We start from the raw sequence: 21,685 nt of genomic DNA, 5'->3' as shown, positions 1-21,685 counted from the left end.
TAAGGAGGAAGTTTTGTGTATTTTTTTAATAATCTTTCGGATATTAAAGGGCAGGAAGAAGGGTTTTTTAATAAGAAGATTAGTATAAAAGGCAAAATTTTTTATGTTGATGAGGCAAAGGATTTTTATTATTTGTTTGTTACTGATTATAGCTATTCTTTTTTGTGTAAGTCAGAAAACAACAAAACGCCCCGAACGAGCTCAAGGAAAGATGAGTGGTTTAGATTTGAAGGGGTATTAGAGTACGATAGTGAAATGGGGAGTTATTGTTTGAAAGTGGACACAATAAAAGTTGCTGTTCCTTCGGTTTGGCATGATCTTTCGGTAGAAAAGAGGGTTGAACTTCATGCGCATTCAAAGATGAGCTCAAAGTTGTCCATATTGGATATGGAGGAGTTAGTGGATGCTGTTTCTTCGTTTGGGCAAAAGGCGGTTGCCATTACGGATAACGAGAATGTGCAGATAATTCCTTATTTCTATGAGTATGCTAAGAAAAAGGGTATAAAAGCAATTTTTGGTTGTGAGCTGAATGTGCACGATGAGAGAAGAGGAATCGTAAAACACGTGAATGTGCTGGTTAAGAATAAAGAGGGGTTGAAGAATCTTTATAAAATAGTATCGATTTCACATATGAACGTTGTGAATAAAAGTGCGATAATTTCACTTTCTGATTTGAAGAATTTAAGAAGAGGGCTACTTTTGGGTTCTTCATTGGATGGATTTTTGCTTTACGATTTTCTGAATAAGTATTCTACTGACGATTTAAAGGAATGGGTAACTTTTTTTGATTATATAGAGCTTTTCCCAAGGGATTGTTATAACGATTTGTGTTTGGAGAAGGGTAAGATTATCGATTATTCTAAAACAGTGTATGAGATTGCAAAAGCTTTAAAAAAGCCTGTTGTTATGTCGGGTGATGTTCATTATTTGAGAGAAGAAGATCGAGAGTATTTAAACGCTATGATCTTTGGTACTTCCACAAAGAGTAACCCAAGGAAGGCTACGCGAAGTATTAATTATTTGAGAAGCACTTCTCAGATGTACGATGCGGCATTTGAGATCTTTAAAAAACGCGGTATTGCAAAAGAAATCGTTGTGAAAAATCCAAATAAAATCGCTGGTGAGGTAGAGGAGTTTGCCCCTTTTGACTTTAAATTGAAGGCGCCTTATATCCCTTCTGCCGACCAAAATTTGAGAGATATCGTATATAACAACGCAAAAAAGATGTATGGAGAAAAGTTGCACCGTATAATTATAGATAGGATAGAGAAGGAATTGAAAAGTATAATAGATAACGGGTATGCTGTGATATTTTTGATCTCAGCCGATATGGTCAAGAAGTCTTTAGAGATGGGCTATCCGATCGGTTCGAGGGGGTCAGTTGGTTCTTCGCTTGTCGCTTTTCTTTTGGGGATAACTGAGGTTAATCCTTTGCCACCACATTATTTTTGTGAGAGTTGTGGGTTTATAGAGTTCAGTGAGGATTTAAACTTGAGTGGTTTTGATTTAAAAGAGAAGTCATGCCCAAATTGTGGTGCGATTTTGAACTCCGACGGACATAATATAAGGTTTGAGGTTTTTATGGGGTATTCTGGTGAGAAGATCCCAGATATAGACGTGAATTTTTCGGCTGAGATCTTCAACGATATACAAAGGTTCTTGGAAGAGAAATTTGGTAGGAACTATTGTTACAAAGCAGGCACGATAAGTACCATCTCGAGGTACAACGCTTTGAAGATGGCGTTCAATTATTTCAAGGATGAAGATATGAATTTTGCACATCTTTTTTGGGCTTCTCAAAAAATTAAAGGAACAAAGTTGAATACAGGTCAACATCCATCAGCTATGATAATAATCCCTCAAGAGTACGATGTTCACGATTTTACTCCTTATCAATATTCTGCAAATTCTCCTGAGATTGGTATCGTTACAACACATTACGATTTTAAGGCTTTAGAAAATGATTTGCTGAAAATAGATGTGTTGTCTCACGATGGTCCAACCTTTTTAAAAATGCTTAAGGAATTAACCGGTTACGATTACAACAATATTTCGATGCACGATGAGCGGGTTCTCTCACTTTTCTCTTCTACAAAGGAGTTGGGAGTGGATCTTTCAGAGATAGGTACGGAGATTGGAACGTTGGGCGTACCGGAAGTTTGGACACCTTTTTCCCACAAGATGCTCACCGAGACAAGGCCCAAAACTTTTTACGATCTGTGTAGGACGAATTCACTTGCACACGGAACGGATATTTGGTTCAACAACGCCCGCGAGATAGTTTTGAAGAATGTTGCAGGTATCGATCGGATCGTTAGCTGCAGAGACGATATTTTGACAACGCTTGAGTATTTTGGAGTGGAACCAAAAACGGCCTTTATGATTATGGAAAAAGTGAGAAAGGGGAAAGAGCTTACAGAGAAAGAACTGAAGGCAATAGATGATTCAGAAGCTCCCGAATGGTACCTTGATTCTTTGAAGAAGATTCATTATCTATTCCCAAAGGCCCATGCGGTTGCCTACATGATAATGGCGTATAAGATAGCGTTTTACAAACTTTATTATCCTCTCGAGTTTTACAGCGTTTATTTTACTATCAGAGCGAGGTTTTTTGATATTGATATTATAATGGATGAAGCATTGACGGTTCAGACGATTACGAAGCTTTCAAAAAAGGAATTCCAACATAATTACGAAGAGTCCAATTTTTATTCCACGCTTAAAACCGCCTACGAGATGAGAAAGAGAGGTTTTGGCTTTTTAAGACCGGATCTTTACAAGAGTGAGGCAAAGGTTTTTAAAATTGAAGGGGAATACTTGAGGATACCTCTGACCAAAGTGAGAAATATTGGTAGCAAGAATGCCCAGCGAATCCTAAAAGAAAGGGGAGGGTCTACAGAGAAAACTCTCCTTTCAAAATAATGTTATCGCACATATAGAAATTAACACAAAGTTAATAAAGTTATGATATTATATTAATGTTACGTTTTTCATTTTCAAAAAAATCAAACATTAGGAGGGATCGGTATGAAAAAGATAGTGGTTTCTTTATTCGCTTTAATAGTTTTAACTGCGGTTGTTTTTTCGGCTCCTTTAGGGTTAGGTGTAAAAGTTGGTGAACCAACGGGTTTGTATATAAGGAGTTATACTAGTTCAACGAGTTTCGCCGGTATCACGGCTGCCTGGTCTTTTACCCACGACAGTTTCACTATACAGGCAGATTTTAACGGTGTTTCTCCAAATCTTTTTGGTGATATTGATTTTAGCTATGGTGCAGGTATTCATCTTGGTGTAAAAGACGATTTAAATTTAGGAATACGCTTCCCATTGGGTTTGAATTTTGCTATTCCTGAAACTCCATTGATCACATTTTTAGAAATTGCACCAGGTTTTAAAGTTACCCCTGAAACAAACTTTGATTTAAGCGGAGGATTAGGTTTATTTTATACTTTTTAATGTGCATTCTTCTTTTAATTTGACATAATTATCAGTTTATGATATAATAAGTTGACAAGAAATATAGATTAAGGAGTGTTAGACGTGAAACAAGGTATTCATCCAGAAATGAAGCTTATAACCGTAAAATGCGCCTGTGGCGCTGAACATACTATGTATTCAACAGTTGACAATTTCAGATTAGATGTCTGCTCTGAATGTCATCCTTTCTACAAAGGAGAATTAGGTTCACAAATATTGGATACAGAAGGTAGAGTTCAGAAGTTTAAGAACAAATACAAAGATTTTCTTGAAAACTAAAAATCTCTAATTTTCTTGTTGGGGGGGATTTATTAGAGTTAAGGAATAAAAGTATCAAGAGATGAAAAGCGTTATCCAGTTGGTCCTTGCTATTGGTAAATTTTTACTAATATCCAGCTGGAAACATAACAAAAAATCTCGGAGGTGAAAACCAACGCCTGGACCCAGGCCATCCTTTTATGAAGGGTGATATCACGACTTAGCAAGGTTCTCGTGATTAAGAAAAAAGGGCAAGGTAATTATTTTGGTAAATGAAAGTTTAGCAACAGGGGATTCTGTGAAAGGTAAAGTAGTCGATATCAAAAAGTTTGGTGCTTTTTTGGAACTTGAAAATGGTGAAGAAGGATTTGTACACATTTCAAAGATTTCAAAAAAGTATGTAAGAGAGATATCCAATTTTTTAAAAATTGGTGATGAAGTTCAAGGAAAAGTCATAGGAAGAACAAAAGATGGAAAGTATGAGCTGTCTTTAAAGGATTATGACGAGCAAAAAGAGGATACGGGAAAATCACACAATTTTGAAAAAAGATTGAACCAGTATCTAAAAGACAGCGAAAAGAAGATATCCGAGTATAAAAAGCACCTAGATAAGAAAAAGAATACACGAAGAAGATAATTAATTATAGGTTATGTATATATAGGATAACAACCGAGAGGGAGATTTTCTCCCTCTCAATTATTTTTTATGTCTTAAAAAATCTAAACTTAGACCTTTGCTTTTTAAAGTTACAAACTTTGTGGTAAAATAATTGAGAAAGTGGGGAACGTTTGCTGCGGTGTGCAAACGATGTTTTTAAAATAATTTTGACTTTGAACTTGATTATGGGGTTCTTAAGGGGTTAACCCCTTAACGTCTGGGAGCGCGGTGAAGTGGCGCTAAAATAAGTTTTAAAGTGTCTACAAACAAGTACTATAATAAAGATCTAAGGAGGATTAGCATTTGAGTACTTATACAAGAATAAAAGGTACTAAGGACATTTTTGGCGAAGAAGTTAAGTACTGGGAATACATCGAAAATACTGCAAAGAAACTTTTCAAAATATACGGCTACAAAGAGATAAGAACCCCATTAATTGAAAAAACCGAACTTTTTAGCAGAGGAATAGGCCAAGAAACAGATATTGTTCAAAAAGAAATGTACACTTTTGATGATAAAAAAGGAAGGTCACTAACTTTAAGACCCGAAGGAACCGCTTCGGTAGCAAGAGCTTATATAGAAAACTCTTTAATAACGTTTGGTTCTCCTCAAAAATTATTTTACATAGGTCCCATGTTCAGATATGAAAAACCCCAAGCCGGACGTTATAGGGAGTTTTACCAAATAGGGGCGGAGATTTTTGGAACAGACCATCCTTTAGCTGATGCTGAATTAATCACATTTGTCTACGATTTCTTCAACAAGCTAAAATTAAGCAATTTTAAAGTGAAAATCAACAACATAGGTACCTTTGAAAGTAGGGAAAAATACAAAGAAGTATTGAAAACGTATTATCAACCATTGTTACCCAACCTATGTGAAGATTGTCAAAGACGGTTCAACACGAATATTATGAGGTTGTTGGACTGTAAAATCGACGTGGAAGCGGCAAAAAACGCTCCTTCCATCTTAGATTATTTAGACGAAGAAAGTCGCGAACATTTCAACAATCTCCAAAAATATTTGAAGGCTTACAATGTACCCTTTCAAGTTGATCCAAAGATCGTTAGAGGTTTAGATTATTACACAAAAACGGCTTTTGAGGTAGAACATTCTGATATGGGTGAACAAGCTGTCATAGCAGGTGGTGGTAGATACGACGATCTCGTCGAACAATTAGGGGGTCCTAAAACTCCTGGGGTTGGTTTCGCTATAGGGGTTGAAAGAGTAATAGAAGCATTAAAAAGAGAGAATGTCGAGGTTGAAAGTGAAAGTAAAATAGATGTTTACGTAGCTTTTCAAGGTGAAAAGGGTGAAATGGCAGCTGTTACTTTATCAAAAGAACTAAGAAAGAAAGGCATAAATACTTATCTAAATATATCGAAAAGAAATTTATCGGGGCAATTTAAACATGCCAACCGATTAAACGCTAAATATGTGGTTGTAATAGGAGAGGAAGAAATTTCTAGAGATATTGTCACAATAAAGAATATGAAAAGTGGTGAACAGACCCAGATCGAAAGAAATTGGGTAACTGAAATCATTGTGGAAAAGCTTAGAGAAGAATAAAGACTTTTTTAACTGGAGGAAATGGAATGATTTTGCTGAGACCTTTTATTATTTTTATAACCTTTGTTTTGTCATACATACCTGTCCTACAATTCGTTGGATTGGCGTTATTATTTTTTATTTATCACGTTTTGATCAGAAATAGAAATCTTCATATTGAACGAATGAAAAAGGTTTATGAAACAAATAATTTGACCTTTCCAGATATAAAAGAGAAGAGCCCCATAATTTGGTTTGTTTTGTACATTGTTTCTTTTTTGGTATTAAATGTTTTTTATCTATACTTGATACAACAAGTAGGAAGTTTAACATTCGAAGAAATGCAAACTTTCACACTACCTAGTTGGCAGATTTATTTATTTTTAGGAAGTTTTCTATTAAGCTGGATCTCATATGCTAGTATGATAAATAGGATTGACAGAGACCAATGGCAGCTTCAAGAATCCGAAATTAGCAATAAAATAGTTAAAAATCGTTTCATCAAATTGAGAGAGGGAAACGTCGTCATGTTATTGAGAATTATTACCCTTGATGTATACCAATGGTTTCTTTTGTTTTTCTTAATAAGAGAAACAACAATACATTATTTTGAGGATGGAACCGCTACGGGAAGGTATCTTCAACTGGTCAAAAAAGATGAGAAAGAAACACAAAACGAAACTTCAACAAATGGCGCAGCCGAGAAACCTGCACAAGAGGACCCTTATGAAAAAATAATCAATCAAATTAAAAATGTAGGGGAAGAAGAAAGATATAGTACTATTTTTTCTCATGTTACGTCCATATCAGACAAAAAGAAAGCCGAAGAGATATTAGAAAAGTTACTAGAAGAAGGTTATATTAAAGAAGAAGAATACAAAAAACTCCAACAATTTTTATAATCTTTGTGGGGTGGGCAGCGGGGCGAAGGGACGCTATATAAAGAATTATAGAATATTTTTATAGGATCTTAAGGGGGAACCCCCTTAATGTGTGGAGGCGATATCAACTATGTTTGTCCCATTATCAGGTGCAGATATTACTGACTTAGAGAAACGAACCATTATGGATGTTTTGAATTCTGAAAGACTTGCTTTGGGCCCTTATTTAGAAAAGTTTCAAGAAATAATAAAAGAATACACTGGTACGAAATATGCTCTAGCTGTAAACAGCGGGACATCAGCCTTACATTTGATTTTAAGGGCCTTAGATTTTCAACAAAATCAAAAAATGATCGTAACACCTTTCACTTTTATTTCTTCGGCTAACGTGGCTTTGTTTGAGAAAGGAGTACCGGTCTTTGTTGATATAGATCCTCATACTTACAACTTATCCGTTAAAAACTTAAAAGAGTTCATAGACAAAGATTACAAAGACGACGTTACGACCTTTATGGGTGTAGATATTTTTGGAGTTCCCTTGGAATGGGATGAGATACTTGAGATACTTCCAGATAAAATAAAAATAATTGAAGATTCTTGCGAAGCCCTAGGTGGAGAATATAAAGGGCGTAAATTAGGAACTTTTGGAAAAGCTGGTACATACGCCTTTTATCCAAATAAACAGATAACCACCGGTGAAGGTGGGGTTATAGTTACTGATGACGAAGAAATATTTGAGTTATGTAAGTCTATGTGTAACCAAGGTAGAGGCAAAAGCGGTGAGTGGTTAATTAGTGAAAGGCTTGGATACAATTATCGAATGGATGAAATGTCTGCGGCACTTGGTTTTGCCCAAATGAAACGAATAGAGGAAATAAGTTCTAAAAGAAAAGAGAAGGCTATGAATTATTTTGAGTTGTTCAAAAGTGAAGAAAGAATAATTTTACCTATTATTCCTCAAGAAGTTACCTCTCAAAGTTGGTTTGTATTCGTTTTGAGATTGAACTTAGATTGGGTATCAGAGTTAATTCATATACCTAAATGGGTTAGAAATTTTGATCTACCTATCAAAATTGAAGGGGAACAAAATCGAAAAGAATGGAAAGAATTGGTAAATAAGATTAGAAATATCTTACAAACCTTCTTAAAAAAATTGAGTGAAAAGGGTGTTGAATCCAAAAATTACTTTTACCCTGTTCACTTACAACCTTTTTATAGAAAAAAGTTCGGCTATGAAGAAGGAGATTACCCTGTCACGGAGCTTATCTCAACTTTGACTTTTGCGATCCCATTTTTCTCCAACATCAGTCTTGAAGAACAGAATTACGTATATAGAATAATAACAGATAGCTTAAGGGAGATAAAAGATGAAACATTTGTCTAAAAGATCTTTTAGATTGATGATAATTGACTATATTTTGTTTTTCCTTGCTTACATTGTTGCAATGTTCATAAGGTTTCAATTTGACTTTGTGGAGATGAGAAAGTACATCTCCCCCATCTTTTTCTTTCCTTTGATTATGGTAATTGTTTTTTATTACTCTGGAATATATAGATATATTTGGAGATTTGCCACTCTTAACGAATTAAGACCTGTATTTAACAGTGGTTTCATAGGTTTTCTTATCAACTTTTTTGTTTTTGAGTTTATAAGAAGATATATAAGCGATATTTTCACTCTTCCTTTCAGTGTGGCAGCAACCGCATCGGTGGTTGGAGTAGTCTTTGTTTCAGCTAGTAGGATATATTGGTTTTCAAGGCATTCTCGAAATTATAAAAAGCGATTAAACGGAATCAAAAATATCCTTATAATAGGAGCAGGCGATGCAGGAACAGAATTATTGGGAGAATACGAGAGGCATCCAGAAGAGGGATCAGTTGTAGGGTTTTTGGATGATGACCCAGAAAAGATAGGAAGAAACATTCGAGGCTATCCTGTATTGGGGAAAATAAACCAAGTTATGGATTTTGTGGAAAAATACAACGTTGAAGAGGTTATAATAGCTATTCCCAGTGCTTCATCAGATCAGATAAAAAAAATCATCGATTATGTTGATACAACAAAGGTTAGGTTAAAAACTTTGCCTGGAATCTTGGAAATTTTAGATAACAAGCTATCGCTTGGTTTTCTGCGAGAGGTTGATATTTCCGATTTACTGGGTAGAAAGGAAGTGAGCGTTGATTTAAAAGAGATCAAAGATTACATAAAAGGCAAAAAAATACTGGTTACAGGAGCAGGGGGAAGCATAGGTTCTGAAATATGTAGACAGGTTTTACCAATGGGTCCCAAAGCTCTTTTTTTACTTGGAAAAGGTGAAAACAGTATTTTTGAAATATCAAATGAACTGAGAGACAAGTTTTCAGATGCGTTTATAGAAGAAATTATCGCGGATGTATCAGATGAAAATAGAATGAGGTATTTATTTTCAAAATATAAATTTGATGTTGTTTTTCATGCCGCTGCCCATAAACATGTACCTCTCATGCAAAAAAACCCAACTGAGGCCTTCAGAGTCAATACAATTGGAACTTACACCGTAGCAAAACTTTCAGGAGAATATAATGTAGAAAGATTTGTATTTATCTCCACAGACAAAGCCATCAAACCAACATCCATAATGGGTGCTTCAAAGAGACTTGGGGAAATTATAGTAAAGACATTGTCTAACTTTCATCAAACAAAGTATGGAATAGTAAGGTTCGGGAACGTTTTAGGAAGTAGAGGGAGTGTAATTCCAATTTTCAAAGAACAGATACAAAAGGGTGGTCCCGTTACTGTTACACATCCCAATATGAAAAGGTATTTCATGACCATTCCTGAGGCTGTCTCTTTAGTATTACAATGTGGACAGTTTGCTCAAAAGGCTGAAATATTTGTTTTAGAAATGGGAGAGCCTGTCAATATTGATCGATTAGCCAGGGATTTGATCAGACTTTCCGGATACATCCCTGACCAAGATATAAAAATAGTTTATACAGGCATCAGGCCTGGTGAGAAATTATATGAAGAAATATTCTTGGAAGATGAAGATTACGAAAAAACTAGAAACAGACGAATATTTATTTCAAAATCTAACAACAATGAAATAAATAAAGAGAAACTAAACGAATTGATAGGGCGAATAAATATTATGATAAAAAACAACGATTACAACAGTGCTATTGAAATAATAAAAGATTACATACCAGATTCAAATATATCAAATATCAGCGAAGGGGCGCTAATAACTACAACAATCAAACAAGGAGGCAAAAAGCTATGAAAGCATTAATACTCTGTGCAGGAAAGGGAACAAGACTTCGACCACTAACCTTCACGAACGCAAAACCATTGATACCAATAGCTAACAAACCAACCATCATGTACAGCTTGGAAAAAATAAGAGACGCAGGGGTTACAGAGATCGGTTTGGTAGTAAATTCAGAAAATATAGAAGATTTTAAAAATGTCTTAGGAGATGGAAGTCAATTAGGTATAAAATTATCATATATAATACAAGAGCATCCAAAAGGTTTGGCGCATGCGGTAAAGGTCTCAAAAGAATTCCTTGATAATGATGACTTTATAATGTATCTAGGGGATAACCTTGTAAATTTTGATCTTAAAAATTTTATAGACCAGTTTAAGCAAGGAAATTATGAATCTTTTATTCTCTTGACTTCCGTCGATAACCCTTCACAATTTGGAATAGCAGTGATGGAAGATTCGAAAGTGACAAAAGTTGTCGAAAAACCAAAAGATGCTCCATCAAATCTCGCAATAATTGGGGTTTACATATTCACCCCAAAGGTTTTTGAGGCAATTGAAAACATTCAACCTTCATGGAGAGGGGAACTTGAAATAACCGATGCCATTCAATGGTTAATAGATAATTCAAACAACGTTGGAGCTCACATAGTAGAGGGATGGTGGAAAGATACCGGAAAACCTGAAGATTTAATCGAAGCGAATAGAACAATTCTTAGTACCTTAAAAGAACAAAAAATAGAAGGAGAAATAAGATCAGATTCTTCAGTCCAAGGAATGGTACACATCGGGAAAAATACAAAGATAATGAATTCTATCATCAGAGGACCTGTAATAATTGGAGAAAACGTTACAATAAGTAATGCGTACATAGGGCCATACACAAGTATTGGCGATAGTGCATACATAAACTCTTCAGAGATTGAAAACAGTATAATTTTAAGTTATGCAAATATTTCAAATGTGTATATAAGGATAGAATCATCTATTATTGGAGAAAATTCAAAGATTTTTTCTACAGAACGAAAACCATATTCACTAAAATTGGTGATAGGCGATTATAGCAATATACAAATACCGAAATAATAGCTAATTATGTGGGGGTGAAAATAATAGACAATAAAATAGAAGTAATAACCGAACTTTGGAACAAACTGTATTCTGATAACTATAAATTGGAAATTCTCTTAGACTTTTTAAAATCAAAAAAAGATTCTTTCACATATACGCCAAAAGATAAATTTTGGTACAAGAAAGGTTTGGTCTATTCAACTTATGTTGATCTTTTCGCCGGTGATTTTGACAAAATGAAAGAAAAATTAGATTATTTGAGTAATTTAGGTGTAACTATCTTATGGCTTCTTCCTATTTTACAGTCCCCAATGAAAGACCAAGGATTCGATATTTCAGATTTTTACAAAGTTCGAGATGAATTGGGTGGTAACGAAAGTTTTTTTGAATTCATCAACCTTGCCCACGAAAAAGGTATAAAGATCCTTTTTGATGTTGCAATAAACCATACTTCTGATGAACATCCATGGTTTCAAGAGGCAAAAAAATCAAAAGATTCTAAGTATAGGGATTATTACATATGGAGTGACACCGATAAAAAATACTCCCAGGCCCGACTGCTTTTTAAAGGGATGGTAAACAGCAACTGGACCTACAACCCTGAAACGAAAGACTATTACTTTCATAGATTTTACGAAATACAGCCGGACTTAAATTACAAAAATCCTGATGTTTTGATAGAGATGATAAAAGTTTTTACCTTCTGGAAAGAACACGGTGTAGATGGTTTTCGAATGGATGCAGCACCATTTTTGTGGAAAGAAGAAGGTACTAGCTGTGAAAATTTAATTCAAACTCACTGGATTTTAAAAATATTCAGGGCAGCTTTAGATTACCTAAAAGAAGGAACCGCATTGATAGCAGAAGCTAATCAACCTCCTAAAGACGTCGTTGCGTATTTTGGTAATGCTGACGAATGCCAGGTTGCATACCATTTCCCCGTTATGCCAAAAATTTTCTTGTCTATTGCTGAAGGGGCACCAAATTATATAATAAATACTCTTTCTGAAAGAGTTACCCCGCCTATTCCAGAAGATTGCCAATGGTTCGTTTTTCTAAGATGCCACGACGAATTAACCTTAGAATTCGTTGACCCAGAAGAAAGAGCGAAGATATTGAAATATTATCTTCTAGATGAAAGATGGAACTTCAGAGAAGGAGAAGGGATCGCGGGAAGATTGTACAACCAAATGGGTAAGGATTATAAAAAAGTGCTTTTAGCTTATTCAATTTTGTTTTCTTTGGACGGAACACCAATAAATTATTATGGTGATGAAATAGGGATGGAGAACGACGAGGAATTCTATAAAAAAATGACCGAAAAAATAGGCTACAAAGATTCAAGATTTTTCAACAGGGGACCTTTCGACGAAGAGAAAAGAAAAGAGGCTCTAAACATCGCTAACAGTGATAGTTATAGTTATAAGATTTTTCATGGAATAAAAAAGATGCTTGATTTGAAGAAGGAAAACGAAGATCTATTTTCAGAAAAACCAATCTACGAAAATATCGACGGGGTATTTAAAGTTACAAGAAAAAAAGCAAATAAAAGTATTGTTATTTATAACAACTTGACCGCTGAAAGCAAATCATTAGATAATATCACTTTGCAACCTTATGAATATGTGTGGAAAATAAGTTAAAAGCGCCCCGAAGGGGCGCTATATACAAAGTTTCTAAAGATACTCAAAACTCTTTTAGGAGGAAAATTAATTGACAAAAAATGATTTCATTGAAATAAAAAGAATAGTTTATGATGCGGGAGAAAAATTAAAAGTGTGGAGCACCGAGAATTTCCATGTTAATTCAAAAAAATCTCGAACCGATCTTGTAACCGATGTAGATTACCAAATACAGGAATACCTAATAGAAGAGATAAATAAAAGTTTCCCAAATTCATTATTTTTAGCAGAAGAATCAGGACTAACCCAAACTCCTGATAAAAACGAATATTGGGTTATAGACCCTATAGACGGTACGGTAAATTTTTCAAGGGGTTTGCCAGAACATTGTATCTCAGTAGCATATGTTGAAAACAAAGAACCAACGATAGGTATCATCTATTCACCTTTTATGAACCTTTTTTACTCTGCCACAAAAAACAATGGCGCTTATTTAAACGATGAAAGATTGAAACCAAACTGGGCAAAAAATTTTGAAGATGCTATGATTTCTCTTGGAAATGAGAGAGGGAATACATACAAATATTTCAAAGCGTTGGAAGAAAAAGTTATGAGGATTAGATTGTTTGGTACCGCTGCCTTGCAGATCGCTTATGTGGCATCGGGTTTTTTGGATGCTTTCATATCTATAAGATCTCATCCATGGGATGTAGCAGCAGGTCATTTAATATTAGAGGAAGCTGGCGGGGAAATTGTAGATATCAATGGAAAAAATGTAAATATTTTCCAGGCGGATGCTCTTTACTGCAATCCTTACATTATTCAAGATTTGATAAATAATTTAAAAAATATTCAAAAATTTCAATGAAGGATAATAATTCGTATTGATTCCACCAACGAAACAAATGCGCCCTTTGGGCGCATTTTTATTTAAGTGGTTCGTATTTTTATACTTTCTTCTACCGGTGTAATATAAATCTTTCCATCACCTATCTTACCTGTTTGTGCATGTGTTTTTATAGTTTCTATAATTTTTTCAACTTTACTTTCTTCGGTAACTATTTCTAACTTGATCTTTTCCTTGAATTTTACTTCATATTCTTTTTTTTGTTTGTATTTTTCTACCTCTTTTTCCTCACCTTTTTGACTACCATATCCATAGATCTTATCAACATTAATGCCCTCGATACCTACTTTTTCTAATCCTACAATAACTTCCTCAAATTTTTCTGGCCTAATAAAGCATTCAATTTTTTTGTATCCCATATTATTCACCCTCCTCATCAATTTTTACTCTCACGCTTCGCCCTTTAAGCGGAGTTAAATCAGGATAACTGACAGATCCATGTTCTACAAAATCTAAGCCCTCTATTTCACTAGTAGAATCAATCCTCAAACCTATTGTTAAATCGACACTTTTAAAAAGAATGTAAGTAGTTGCAAGGGTCCAACCTGCAACAGCTAACACCCCTTTAAGCTGGGTTAAAAACAGGTTTACTCCTCCACCGTAGAGCAATCCACCGTCCACAGCGAATATTCCAACCATTAATGTACCGAATACTCCACCAACCCCGTGCACAGAGATTGCTCCAACTGGATCATCAATATGTATTTTGTCAAAAAATTCTATAGCTAAAACAACTAAACTACCGGATAAAGCTCCTATTATTGCAGCTCCAACGTTTGTAACGCTGGCACAACCGGCAGTGATCCCCACTAATCCAGCTAAAACACCATTTAGGGTAGAGTTGACATCCGGTTTTTTGTAGATAAACCAACCTATCGTCAATGCTCCTAATCCTCCTGCCGAGGCAGCTAAATTTGTGGTCATTGCTATATCACCGATTTTGAGATTTAAACCCGAAATGGTACTTCCTGGGTTAAAACCAAACCATCCAAACCATAGGATGAAAACACCCAAAGCAGCTAAAACTAAGCTATGTCCTGGTATCTTGTTTGGCGTTCCATCTGATCTGTATTTACCGGTTCTTGGTCCTAAAACCATTGTTCCCATCAGTGCTGCCCAGCCGCCTACAGAATGGACAACTGTGGAACCTGCAAAATCGACCATATCTGATAACCAACCTCCACCCCATATCCAATGACCAACTATGGGATATATAAATGCACTGATGAAAACACTGTAGATCAGATAGCCAGTGAATTTAGTTCTTTCCGCCATCGCTCCGGATACAATAGTTGCAGCGGTTGCAGCAAATACCGTCTGGAATATTAAAAAAGCGTTAAGCGGAATGTTTAACCCCAGATATTCAAAACTTCCTTGCCAACCTATGAAACCATTTCCAACTCCGAACATAATTGTAAATCCTACTATCCAGTAAAGTATTGAGCCGACCAAAAAATCAGTAAAATTTTTCATAATGATGTTTACCGTATTCTTTGATCTTGTAAACCCTGCTTCCACGAGCGCAAATCCAGCTTGCATAAAAAACACTAAAAACGCTGCGAGTAAAGTCCACATAGTATCAATGGAGCGTACCACTTCCTCCATAGTAATACTATCTGCGAGTAAGGCGGTTGGAACAATAAAGGCAACCGACAACATCAACAAACTCTTCCAAGCTCTCTTCATAATACCCTCACACTCCTTTTTTGATTTTTTACAAACCCCAGAATATGGTGCTTAACCTAGACTTTTTTCACCTCCCTATTACCAAAATAAAAAAACCGACGCATTAATTTTTCTGCGTCGGCTTTATAACAACAATACTACAGCGTTTTGAGCCGACGCTGTTTATTATTGTTATTATTGGAAGAAATTAAGTATTCATTACACTCTTTAGCCGCTTGTTTTCCTTCATTTATTGCCCATACTACCAAACTTTGTCCCCTTCTCATATCTCCAGCTGAAAAAATCCCTTCCACATTCGTCGAATATTTTCCTTCTCCGGTTTTAACGTTTGATCTTTTATTTGTTTCTACATTTAATTGCTCAATTAAATAGTTTTCAGGGCCTAAGAATCCCAAGGCTAACAGAACTAAATCTGCCTTCCATACCTTTTCTGTTCCATCTATTTCTCTTAGAAACAATTTCCCTGTTTTATCATGTTCCCATTCTACTTCAACGGTATGAACCTCTTTAACTTTGCCTTTTGTATCTCCAACAAATCTTCTAGTTGAAATATTGTACAATCTTGGATCTTTACCGAATTGTTCGGCATATTCCTCCTGAGCATAATCAACAGTTAAAACCTTGGGCCATTCTGGCCAAGGATTGTTTTGCCTCCTTAAAAGTGGAGGTTTGTCCATAATTTCAAACTGTACCACACTTTTACAACCCTGCCTTAAACTAACTCCCACACAATCCGTTCCTGTATCGCCTCCTCCGATTACGATAACATTTTTACCCTTGGCAGAGATCTCCTCAATATCTTTTTCACTTTTTAAAAGTCGAGACAGTATTCTCTCGTTCGCACTCTTCAAAAATTCTGTGGCAAAGTATATCCCTTTTAGGTTTCTTCCTTCCACATTTAGATCCCTCGCTTTAGCGGTACCTCCACATAATACAACGGCATCAAATTCTTCTTTTAGCTTTTGAACTGGGTAATCTTTACCAACGTTCACATTAGTCTTGAATTGTATACCTGATTTTCCCATCAATTCTATACGCCTTTTTACAATCTTTTTGTCCAATTTCATATTTGGTATGCCGTAAGTTAATAAGCCCCCTGGGTATTCGTTCTTTTCAAAAACGGTAACTTCATGACCATATCTGTTTAACTCCCAAGCACACGACAACCCTGCCGGTCCAGAACCTACAACAGCTACCTTTTTACCAGTAGAGTAAGATGGTTTATCCTCTTCTACCCAACCATTTTTGAATGCTTCTTCTATGATATAATATTCAATACTTTTAATGGAAACTGGATCCTTTACCAAATTGTTTACACAAGCTTTTTCGCAAGGAGCCGGACAGACCCTGCCTGTGAACTCCGGGAAACTGTTTGTTTCGATCAACCTTTCATAAGCTTCTCTCCAAAGGTTTCTATAGGCTAAATCGTTCCATTCTGGAATCAAATTATTCAAGGGGCACCCTGAAACCATATTATTTATCAATATACCAGAGTGACAAAACGGCGTGCCACAGTTCATACATCTTGCTGCTTGTATTCGGAGTTCGTCTTTTTCCATTTCTATATATAATTCTTCCCAATCATTTATTCTCATTTTTGGGGGTCTTTCTTCAGGGTTTTTTCTTTCGTACTTTAGAAATCCTTGTGGGTCGCCCATATAGTGACCTCCTTTACAAATTTCTAATGTTCAATGCGTTTGAACCAAAGATTGTTGCTTGTAATTCTCTTCAAATGCCTTCATAAGAGCTTCTTCGCCAGTAATTCCTTCAATATGCATCCTATTTACAACATCCATCATTCTTTTGTAATCTTTTGGTATAACCTTAACGAATCTTTCCTTAGTTTTCCCCCAGTTGTTCAAAATGTTTTTAGCCACATTACTACTCGTGTACTTATAATGTTTTTTTATCAACTCTTTTATTTCGTTCTTTTCATTCTCATCTTCAACTTTTTCCAACAAAACAGTGTCTTTGTTACATTTCGATTCAAAGCTATTGTCTTTGTCATATACGTAAGCTATTCCACCTGACATACCTGCGGCAAAGTTTCTACCCGTTTTACCAAGTATAACAACCTTTCCACCAGTCATATATTCACAGCCATGTTCGCCAACACCTTCAACCACAGCAGTAGACCCACTGTTTCTGACTGCGAAGCGTTCACCCGCTAAACCACTGATGTATGTTTCACCGCTTGTTGCTCCATACAATGCAACGTTACCAACAATTACATTTTCTTCATTATAGAATCGAGAATCCTTCGGGGGGTATACTATAATTTTTCCACCCGATAAACCTTTTGCTATGTAATCGTTTGAATCGCCTTCTAATATCAACGTTTCCCCCTTGGGGATGAAGGCTCCAAAACTTTGGCCAGCTGATCCTTTGAAATGTATTTTTATTGTATCTTCAGGCAGACCTTCCTCACCATACCTTTTAATTATTTCGCTTCCCAAAATTGTTCCAACGGTTCTATTCACATTTTTTATAGCTAAAGTGGCCTCAATCTTTTCACCATTTTCTAATGCATTCTGGCAAATGGGAAGTAATTTGGTTATATCCAAGATATCTGATAATCCGTTATTTATTGGTTTAGGATATTGGCTGAATGAGTAATCTTTTATTTCTGGTTTGTATAATAATTTTGAAAGATCAATACTATGTGCTTTCCAATGACTTTTTATTTCTTTTTGTCTTAATTTATCAACACGTCCCACCATTTCACTAAACGTTCTGAATCCTAAGTTGGCCATATATTCCCTTACTTCAGATGCGAGAAAGGACATGAGGTTGACAATGTATTGAGGATCACCTTTGAAATTTTTTCTCAGTACAGGGTTTTGTGTCGCAATTCCCACAGGACATGTATCCAAATTGCAAACTCTCATCATGACACAACCTAAGGCAACTAACACAATTGTGGCAAATCCAAACTCTTCTGCGCCTAAAAGTGCTGCAATCACTATGTCTTTTCCAGTTAGCAACTTACCATCCGTTTCCAAAGTGACCCTGTCTCTCAACTTGTTCAACACCAAGGTCTGATGAGTTTCAGCTAATCCTAATTCCCATGGCAAACCCGCATGCCTTATACTAGTACGTGGTGAAGCTCCGGTACCACCATCAAAACCGCTTATCAATATTACATCCGCTCCAGCTTTTGCTACACCCGCTGCTATGGTTCCTACACCAGATTTTGAAACCAATTTTACGTTTATTCGAGCGTTTCTATTGGCGTTTTTTAGGTCGTATATCAATTCTGCTAAATCTTCTATCGAGTAGATATCGTGATGTGGAGGAGGTGAAATGAGAGTAACTCCTGGAATAGAGTTCCTTACCTTTGCTACCCATGGATAGACCTTATTCCCAGGTAGTTCTCCTCCTTCTCCAGGTTTTGCACCTTGGGCTACCTTTATTTGGATCTCTTGAGCGTTGTTTAAGTAGTTGATTGTAACTCCGAATCTTCCAGAAGCCACCTGCTTTATTGAGCTATTCTTTGAATCCCTATTTTGTTCTTTTGCAAAACGGTTTGAATCCTCCCCTCCTTCACCTGTATTACTCTTTGCACCTATTCGATTCATAGCTATTGCTATAGTTTCGTGGGCTTCTTGGCTTATTGAACCAAAAGACATAGCTCCTGTTTTGAACCTTTTAACAATCGATTCGACAGGTTCTACTTCGTCAAGGGGAATTGCTTTAGTTTTATCGAAATTGAACTCAAAAAGACTTCTCAAACTGTATAATTTTGCGTCTTCATCGACTATAGATTGTGAAAACTTTTTGAAAAGTTCATAATCGTTGTTTTTAACAGCATTTTGTAAATAATAAATGGATTTAGGGTTGTACAAGTGATACTCACCTTTTGCCCTCCATTTCATAAGACCTTCTGAATCAAGTAACGATCCTCTATTAACCTGATTAAATGCACTCGAATGACGTTTAGAAACTTCTTGAGCTATTTCTTTTAAGCCTATCCCTTCTACTTGTGAAGTGGTTCCTGTAAAAAATTGCTCTACGATAGACTTTTTTATTCCTACTATTTCGAAGGTTTGAGCCCCTTGATAACCTTGGAGGGTTGATATCCCAAGCTTTGATAACACTTTTTGAATACCTTTCAAAGATGCATCTTTATACCTTTTAACGGCTTCTTCATATTTCAAACCTTTAATGTAACCTTTGTTAACTAAATTTTCAATACTTTCATAGGTGAGATATGGATTGATAGCAGAAGCTCCATAACTTAGGAGTGTACAAAAATGGTGTACTTCTCTTGGTTCTGCAGATTCCAAAATTATTCCAATCTCTGTTCTATTTTCTTTTCTAACCAAATGATGATGAAGACCCGATACCGCCAATAAAGCTGGAATTGGTGCATGATTTTGGTTAACTCCTTTATCTGTCAATATCAATATGTTAGCACCATCGTTTATGGCAGAATCTGCTTTTTGAAAGAGGTTTGTAATCGCCTTTTTTAATCCTTCTTCTCCATCTTTTACCTTGTATAAGATGGGTAAGGTGATCGCTTTAAAACCTTCTAAGTCAAGATTTTTTATCTTTTCCATTTCATCGTTGGTGAGAATAGGGTTTTTGATCTTAATTTGCCTACAATTGATGGATGATGGATCAATAAGATTACCTTCAGAACCTATGTAAAGATGGGTAGAGGTGATAATTTTTTCTCTTATCGCATCTATAGGAGGATTGGTTACTTGAGCGAAAAGCTGTTTAAAATATTCATACAACAACTTTGGACGTTCAGATAAAACGGCCAAAGGTGTGTCATCCCCCATAGCCCCAACGGGGTCAGAAGCACCTATAACCATAGGTTCTATGATCATCTCAATATCTTCAAATGTGTATCCGAAACATTTTTGTTTTGTAGTTAAAGGTACCACATCGATTTCCATATTTCCCTTTTTTGAATGCTCAGGAAGGTCTTCTAGATTCACAATGTTCTCTTTTACCCACGAGAAATAGGGCTTTTCTGAAATTATCGGTCGTTTTATCTCTTCGTCATTTAGTATTCGACCACTCTCAATATCCAACAACAACATGTTCCCTGAGGTGATCCTTCCCTTCCTTAAAATCTTTTGAGGAGGTATTTCAAGGACCCCAGCCTCTGAAGCAAGTATCAATTCATCATCCGTTATGTAGTATCTTAATGGTCTCAATCCGTTTCTGTCCAGTGTTGCTCCTACCTTTAAGCCATCGGTAAAAATAATCGCCGCGGGACCATCCCAAGGTTCCATCAAACAACTATGATATTCATAAAAAGCTTTCTTTTCTGCATCCATTGTTTGATTGTTTTCCCAAGGTTCTGGCATCATCATCATTATCGAATGTGGTAACGATCTACCAGATAAATAAAGGAATTCTAAATTGTTGTCAAACATTGCTGAATCACTACCATCCTCATCGATTATAGGAAAAATATCGTTGATGTTTTCTCCAAAGATATCAGTGCTTACCTTGGATTGCCTTGCCCTCATCCAATTAACGTTACCAATTATAGTGTTTATCTCTCCGTTGTGAACCATATACCTATAAGGATGGGCCCTTTCCCAACTGGGAAATGTGTTCGTACTGAATCTGGAGTGTACAATAGAAAATGCTGATTTGAAAAGAGGATCAGTCAAATCTGAGAAAAAGTACTTTAATTGTTCCGCCGTTAACATCCCTTTATAGATAATTGTTTTAGAAGATAAACTGGCTATATAAAAGGCCTTATTTGGATCTATGTGCGGTATTTTTATCTCCTTTTCACTTTTTTTCCTAATTAGATATAATTTTCTTTCAAATTCTATTCCAGATTTCAAGGTAGGATTCTTAACGATAAAAACTTGGAGAAAAGATGGCATACTTTTTAATGCAGTTGGGCCAACAAATGCTTCATTGATAGGTACATCTCTCCAACCTATCACCTTTTGGCCTTGATTGGTGGCTATTTTTTCAAATTGCTGTTTGAAGATATTTGTAAGAGTTTTATCACGCGGGCAGAAAATCATACCCACGGCATATTCACTTTCATTTGGAAGAGTGAATCCTAAGTGTTTTGATTCTTTTATTAAAAAATCATGAGGAATCTGCAGCAGTACCCCTGCTCCGTCCCCATCATTTTCTCCTCTGCCTCGTGCACCACGATGAGCCATATTCTTTAAAACAGTCAACGATTTGTCAACTATTTCATGTGACTTTACTCCTTTTGTACTTGCAACTAATCCAACACCACAAGCATCATGCTCAAATTTTGGATCGTAAAGTCCTTTATTCATTTTAACCCTCCCTCCTATATTGGAGACTGCCCCAATACAGTGTGTTTCTGTATACTACTTT

15 protein-coding genes are annotated in these 21,685 nt (G+C 35.9%); 11 read left to right on the top strand and 4 right to left on the bottom strand.

Going from position 1 to position 21,685, the window contains the following annotated elements; all coding sequences use genetic code 11:
• Positions 1–15 precede the first annotated feature (15 nt).
• The 11 genes from X928_RS05140 (at position 16) to X928_RS05090 (ending at position 13,630) form a co-directional block, all read left to right on the top strand.
• Positions 16–2,922 carry a PolC-type DNA polymerase III gene (locus X928_RS05140; protein WP_103078791.1) on the top strand — a complete coding sequence of 969 codons (2,907 nt, stop codon included), beginning with the start codon at positions 16–18 and terminating at the stop codon, positions 2,920–2,922.
• A 105-nt stretch (positions 2,923–3,027) separates the two neighbouring features.
• Positions 3,028–3,456, top strand: coding sequence for a hypothetical protein (locus X928_RS05135; protein ID WP_103078790.1), 429 nt, complete (start codon positions 3,028–3,030; stop codon positions 3,454–3,456).
• An 84-nt stretch (positions 3,457–3,540) separates the two neighbouring features.
• Positions 3,541–3,756 carry a 50S ribosomal protein L31 gene (gene rpmE, locus X928_RS05130; RefSeq protein WP_103076638.1) on the top strand — a complete coding sequence of 72 codons (216 nt, stop codon included), beginning with the start codon at positions 3,541–3,543 and terminating at the stop codon, positions 3,754–3,756.
• A 244-nt stretch (positions 3,757–4,000) separates the two neighbouring features.
• Positions 4,001–4,372, top strand: coding sequence for a S1 RNA-binding domain-containing protein (locus X928_RS05125; protein ID WP_103078789.1), 372 nt, complete (start codon positions 4,001–4,003; stop codon positions 4,370–4,372).
• Between the two features lie 324 nt (positions 4,373–4,696).
• Positions 4,697–5,962 (top strand): histidine--tRNA ligase, encoded by a 1,266-nt coding sequence (gene hisS, locus X928_RS05120; protein WP_103078788.1) that lies wholly within the window; start codon positions 4,697–4,699, stop codon positions 5,960–5,962.
• Positions 5,963–5,988: 26 nt separating this feature from the next.
• Positions 5,989–6,843 (top strand): hypothetical protein, encoded by an 855-nt coding sequence (locus X928_RS05115; RefSeq protein ID WP_103078787.1) that lies wholly within the window; start codon positions 5,989–5,991, stop codon positions 6,841–6,843.
• Between the two features lie 109 nt (positions 6,844–6,952).
• Complete coding sequence (locus X928_RS05110) at positions 6,953–8,206, top strand: DegT/DnrJ/EryC1/StrS family aminotransferase (RefSeq protein WP_103078786.1); 1,254 nt, start codon at positions 6,953–6,955, stop codon at positions 8,204–8,206.
• Positions 8,190–10,085 (top strand): polysaccharide biosynthesis protein, encoded by a 1,896-nt coding sequence (locus tag X928_RS05105; RefSeq protein ID WP_103078785.1) that lies wholly within the window; start codon positions 8,190–8,192, stop codon positions 10,083–10,085. The genes X928_RS05110 and X928_RS05105 overlap by 17 nt, the downstream gene beginning before the upstream one ends.
• Positions 10,082–11,155, top strand: coding sequence for a glucose-1-phosphate thymidylyltransferase (locus X928_RS05100; protein WP_103076632.1), 1,074 nt, complete (start codon positions 10,082–10,084; stop codon positions 11,153–11,155). The genes X928_RS05105 and X928_RS05100 overlap by 4 nt, the downstream gene beginning before the upstream one ends.
• A 17-nt stretch (positions 11,156–11,172) precedes the next feature.
• Positions 11,173–12,783, top strand: coding sequence for an alpha-amylase family glycosyl hydrolase (locus X928_RS05095; protein ID WP_103078784.1), 1,611 nt, complete (start codon positions 11,173–11,175; stop codon positions 12,781–12,783).
• A gap of 70 nt (positions 12,784–12,853) precedes the next feature.
• Positions 12,854–13,630 (top strand): inositol monophosphatase family protein, encoded by a 777-nt coding sequence (locus X928_RS05090; RefSeq protein ID WP_103078783.1) that lies wholly within the window; start codon positions 12,854–12,856, stop codon positions 13,628–13,630.
• A gap of 62 nt (positions 13,631–13,692) precedes the next feature.
• Here the strand turns inward: X928_RS05090 and X928_RS05085 are convergent, their stop codons facing one another.
• The 4 genes from X928_RS05085 to gltB all read right to left on the bottom strand — a co-directional run bounded on the left by X928_RS05085 (position 13,693) and on the right by gltB (position 21,624).
• Positions 13,693–14,028: a P-II family nitrogen regulator gene (locus X928_RS05085; RefSeq protein WP_103078782.1), complete on the bottom strand. Its 336-nt coding sequence runs from the start codon at positions 14,026–14,028 to the stop codon at positions 13,693–13,695.
• A 1-nt stretch (position 14,029) separates the two neighbouring features.
• Positions 14,030–15,355 carry an ammonium transporter gene (locus X928_RS05080; RefSeq protein ID WP_103078781.1) on the bottom strand — a complete coding sequence of 442 codons (1,326 nt, stop codon included), beginning with the start codon at positions 15,353–15,355 and terminating at the stop codon, positions 14,030–14,032.
• A gap of 137 nt (positions 15,356–15,492) precedes the next feature.
• On the bottom strand, positions 15,493–17,013 hold the full coding sequence (locus tag X928_RS05075; protein ID WP_103078780.1) for a glutamate synthase subunit beta: 1,521 nt from the start codon (positions 17,011–17,013) through the stop codon (positions 15,493–15,495).
• 30 nt (positions 17,014–17,043) lie between these two features.
• Entirely contained in the window at positions 17,044–21,624 is a 4,581-nt protein-coding gene (gltB, locus tag X928_RS05070; RefSeq protein WP_211286451.1) for a glutamate synthase large subunit, read from the bottom strand.
• Positions 21,625–21,685: the final 61 nt, after the last annotated feature.

The organism is Petrotoga miotherma DSM 10691, from assembly GCF_002895605.1.
GTDB lineage: Bacteria > Thermotogota > Thermotogae > Petrotogales > Petrotogaceae > Petrotoga > Petrotoga miotherma.
Note: the sequence above shows the minus strand (reverse complement) of the source record. Positions and strands in the feature narration are given on the sequence as shown.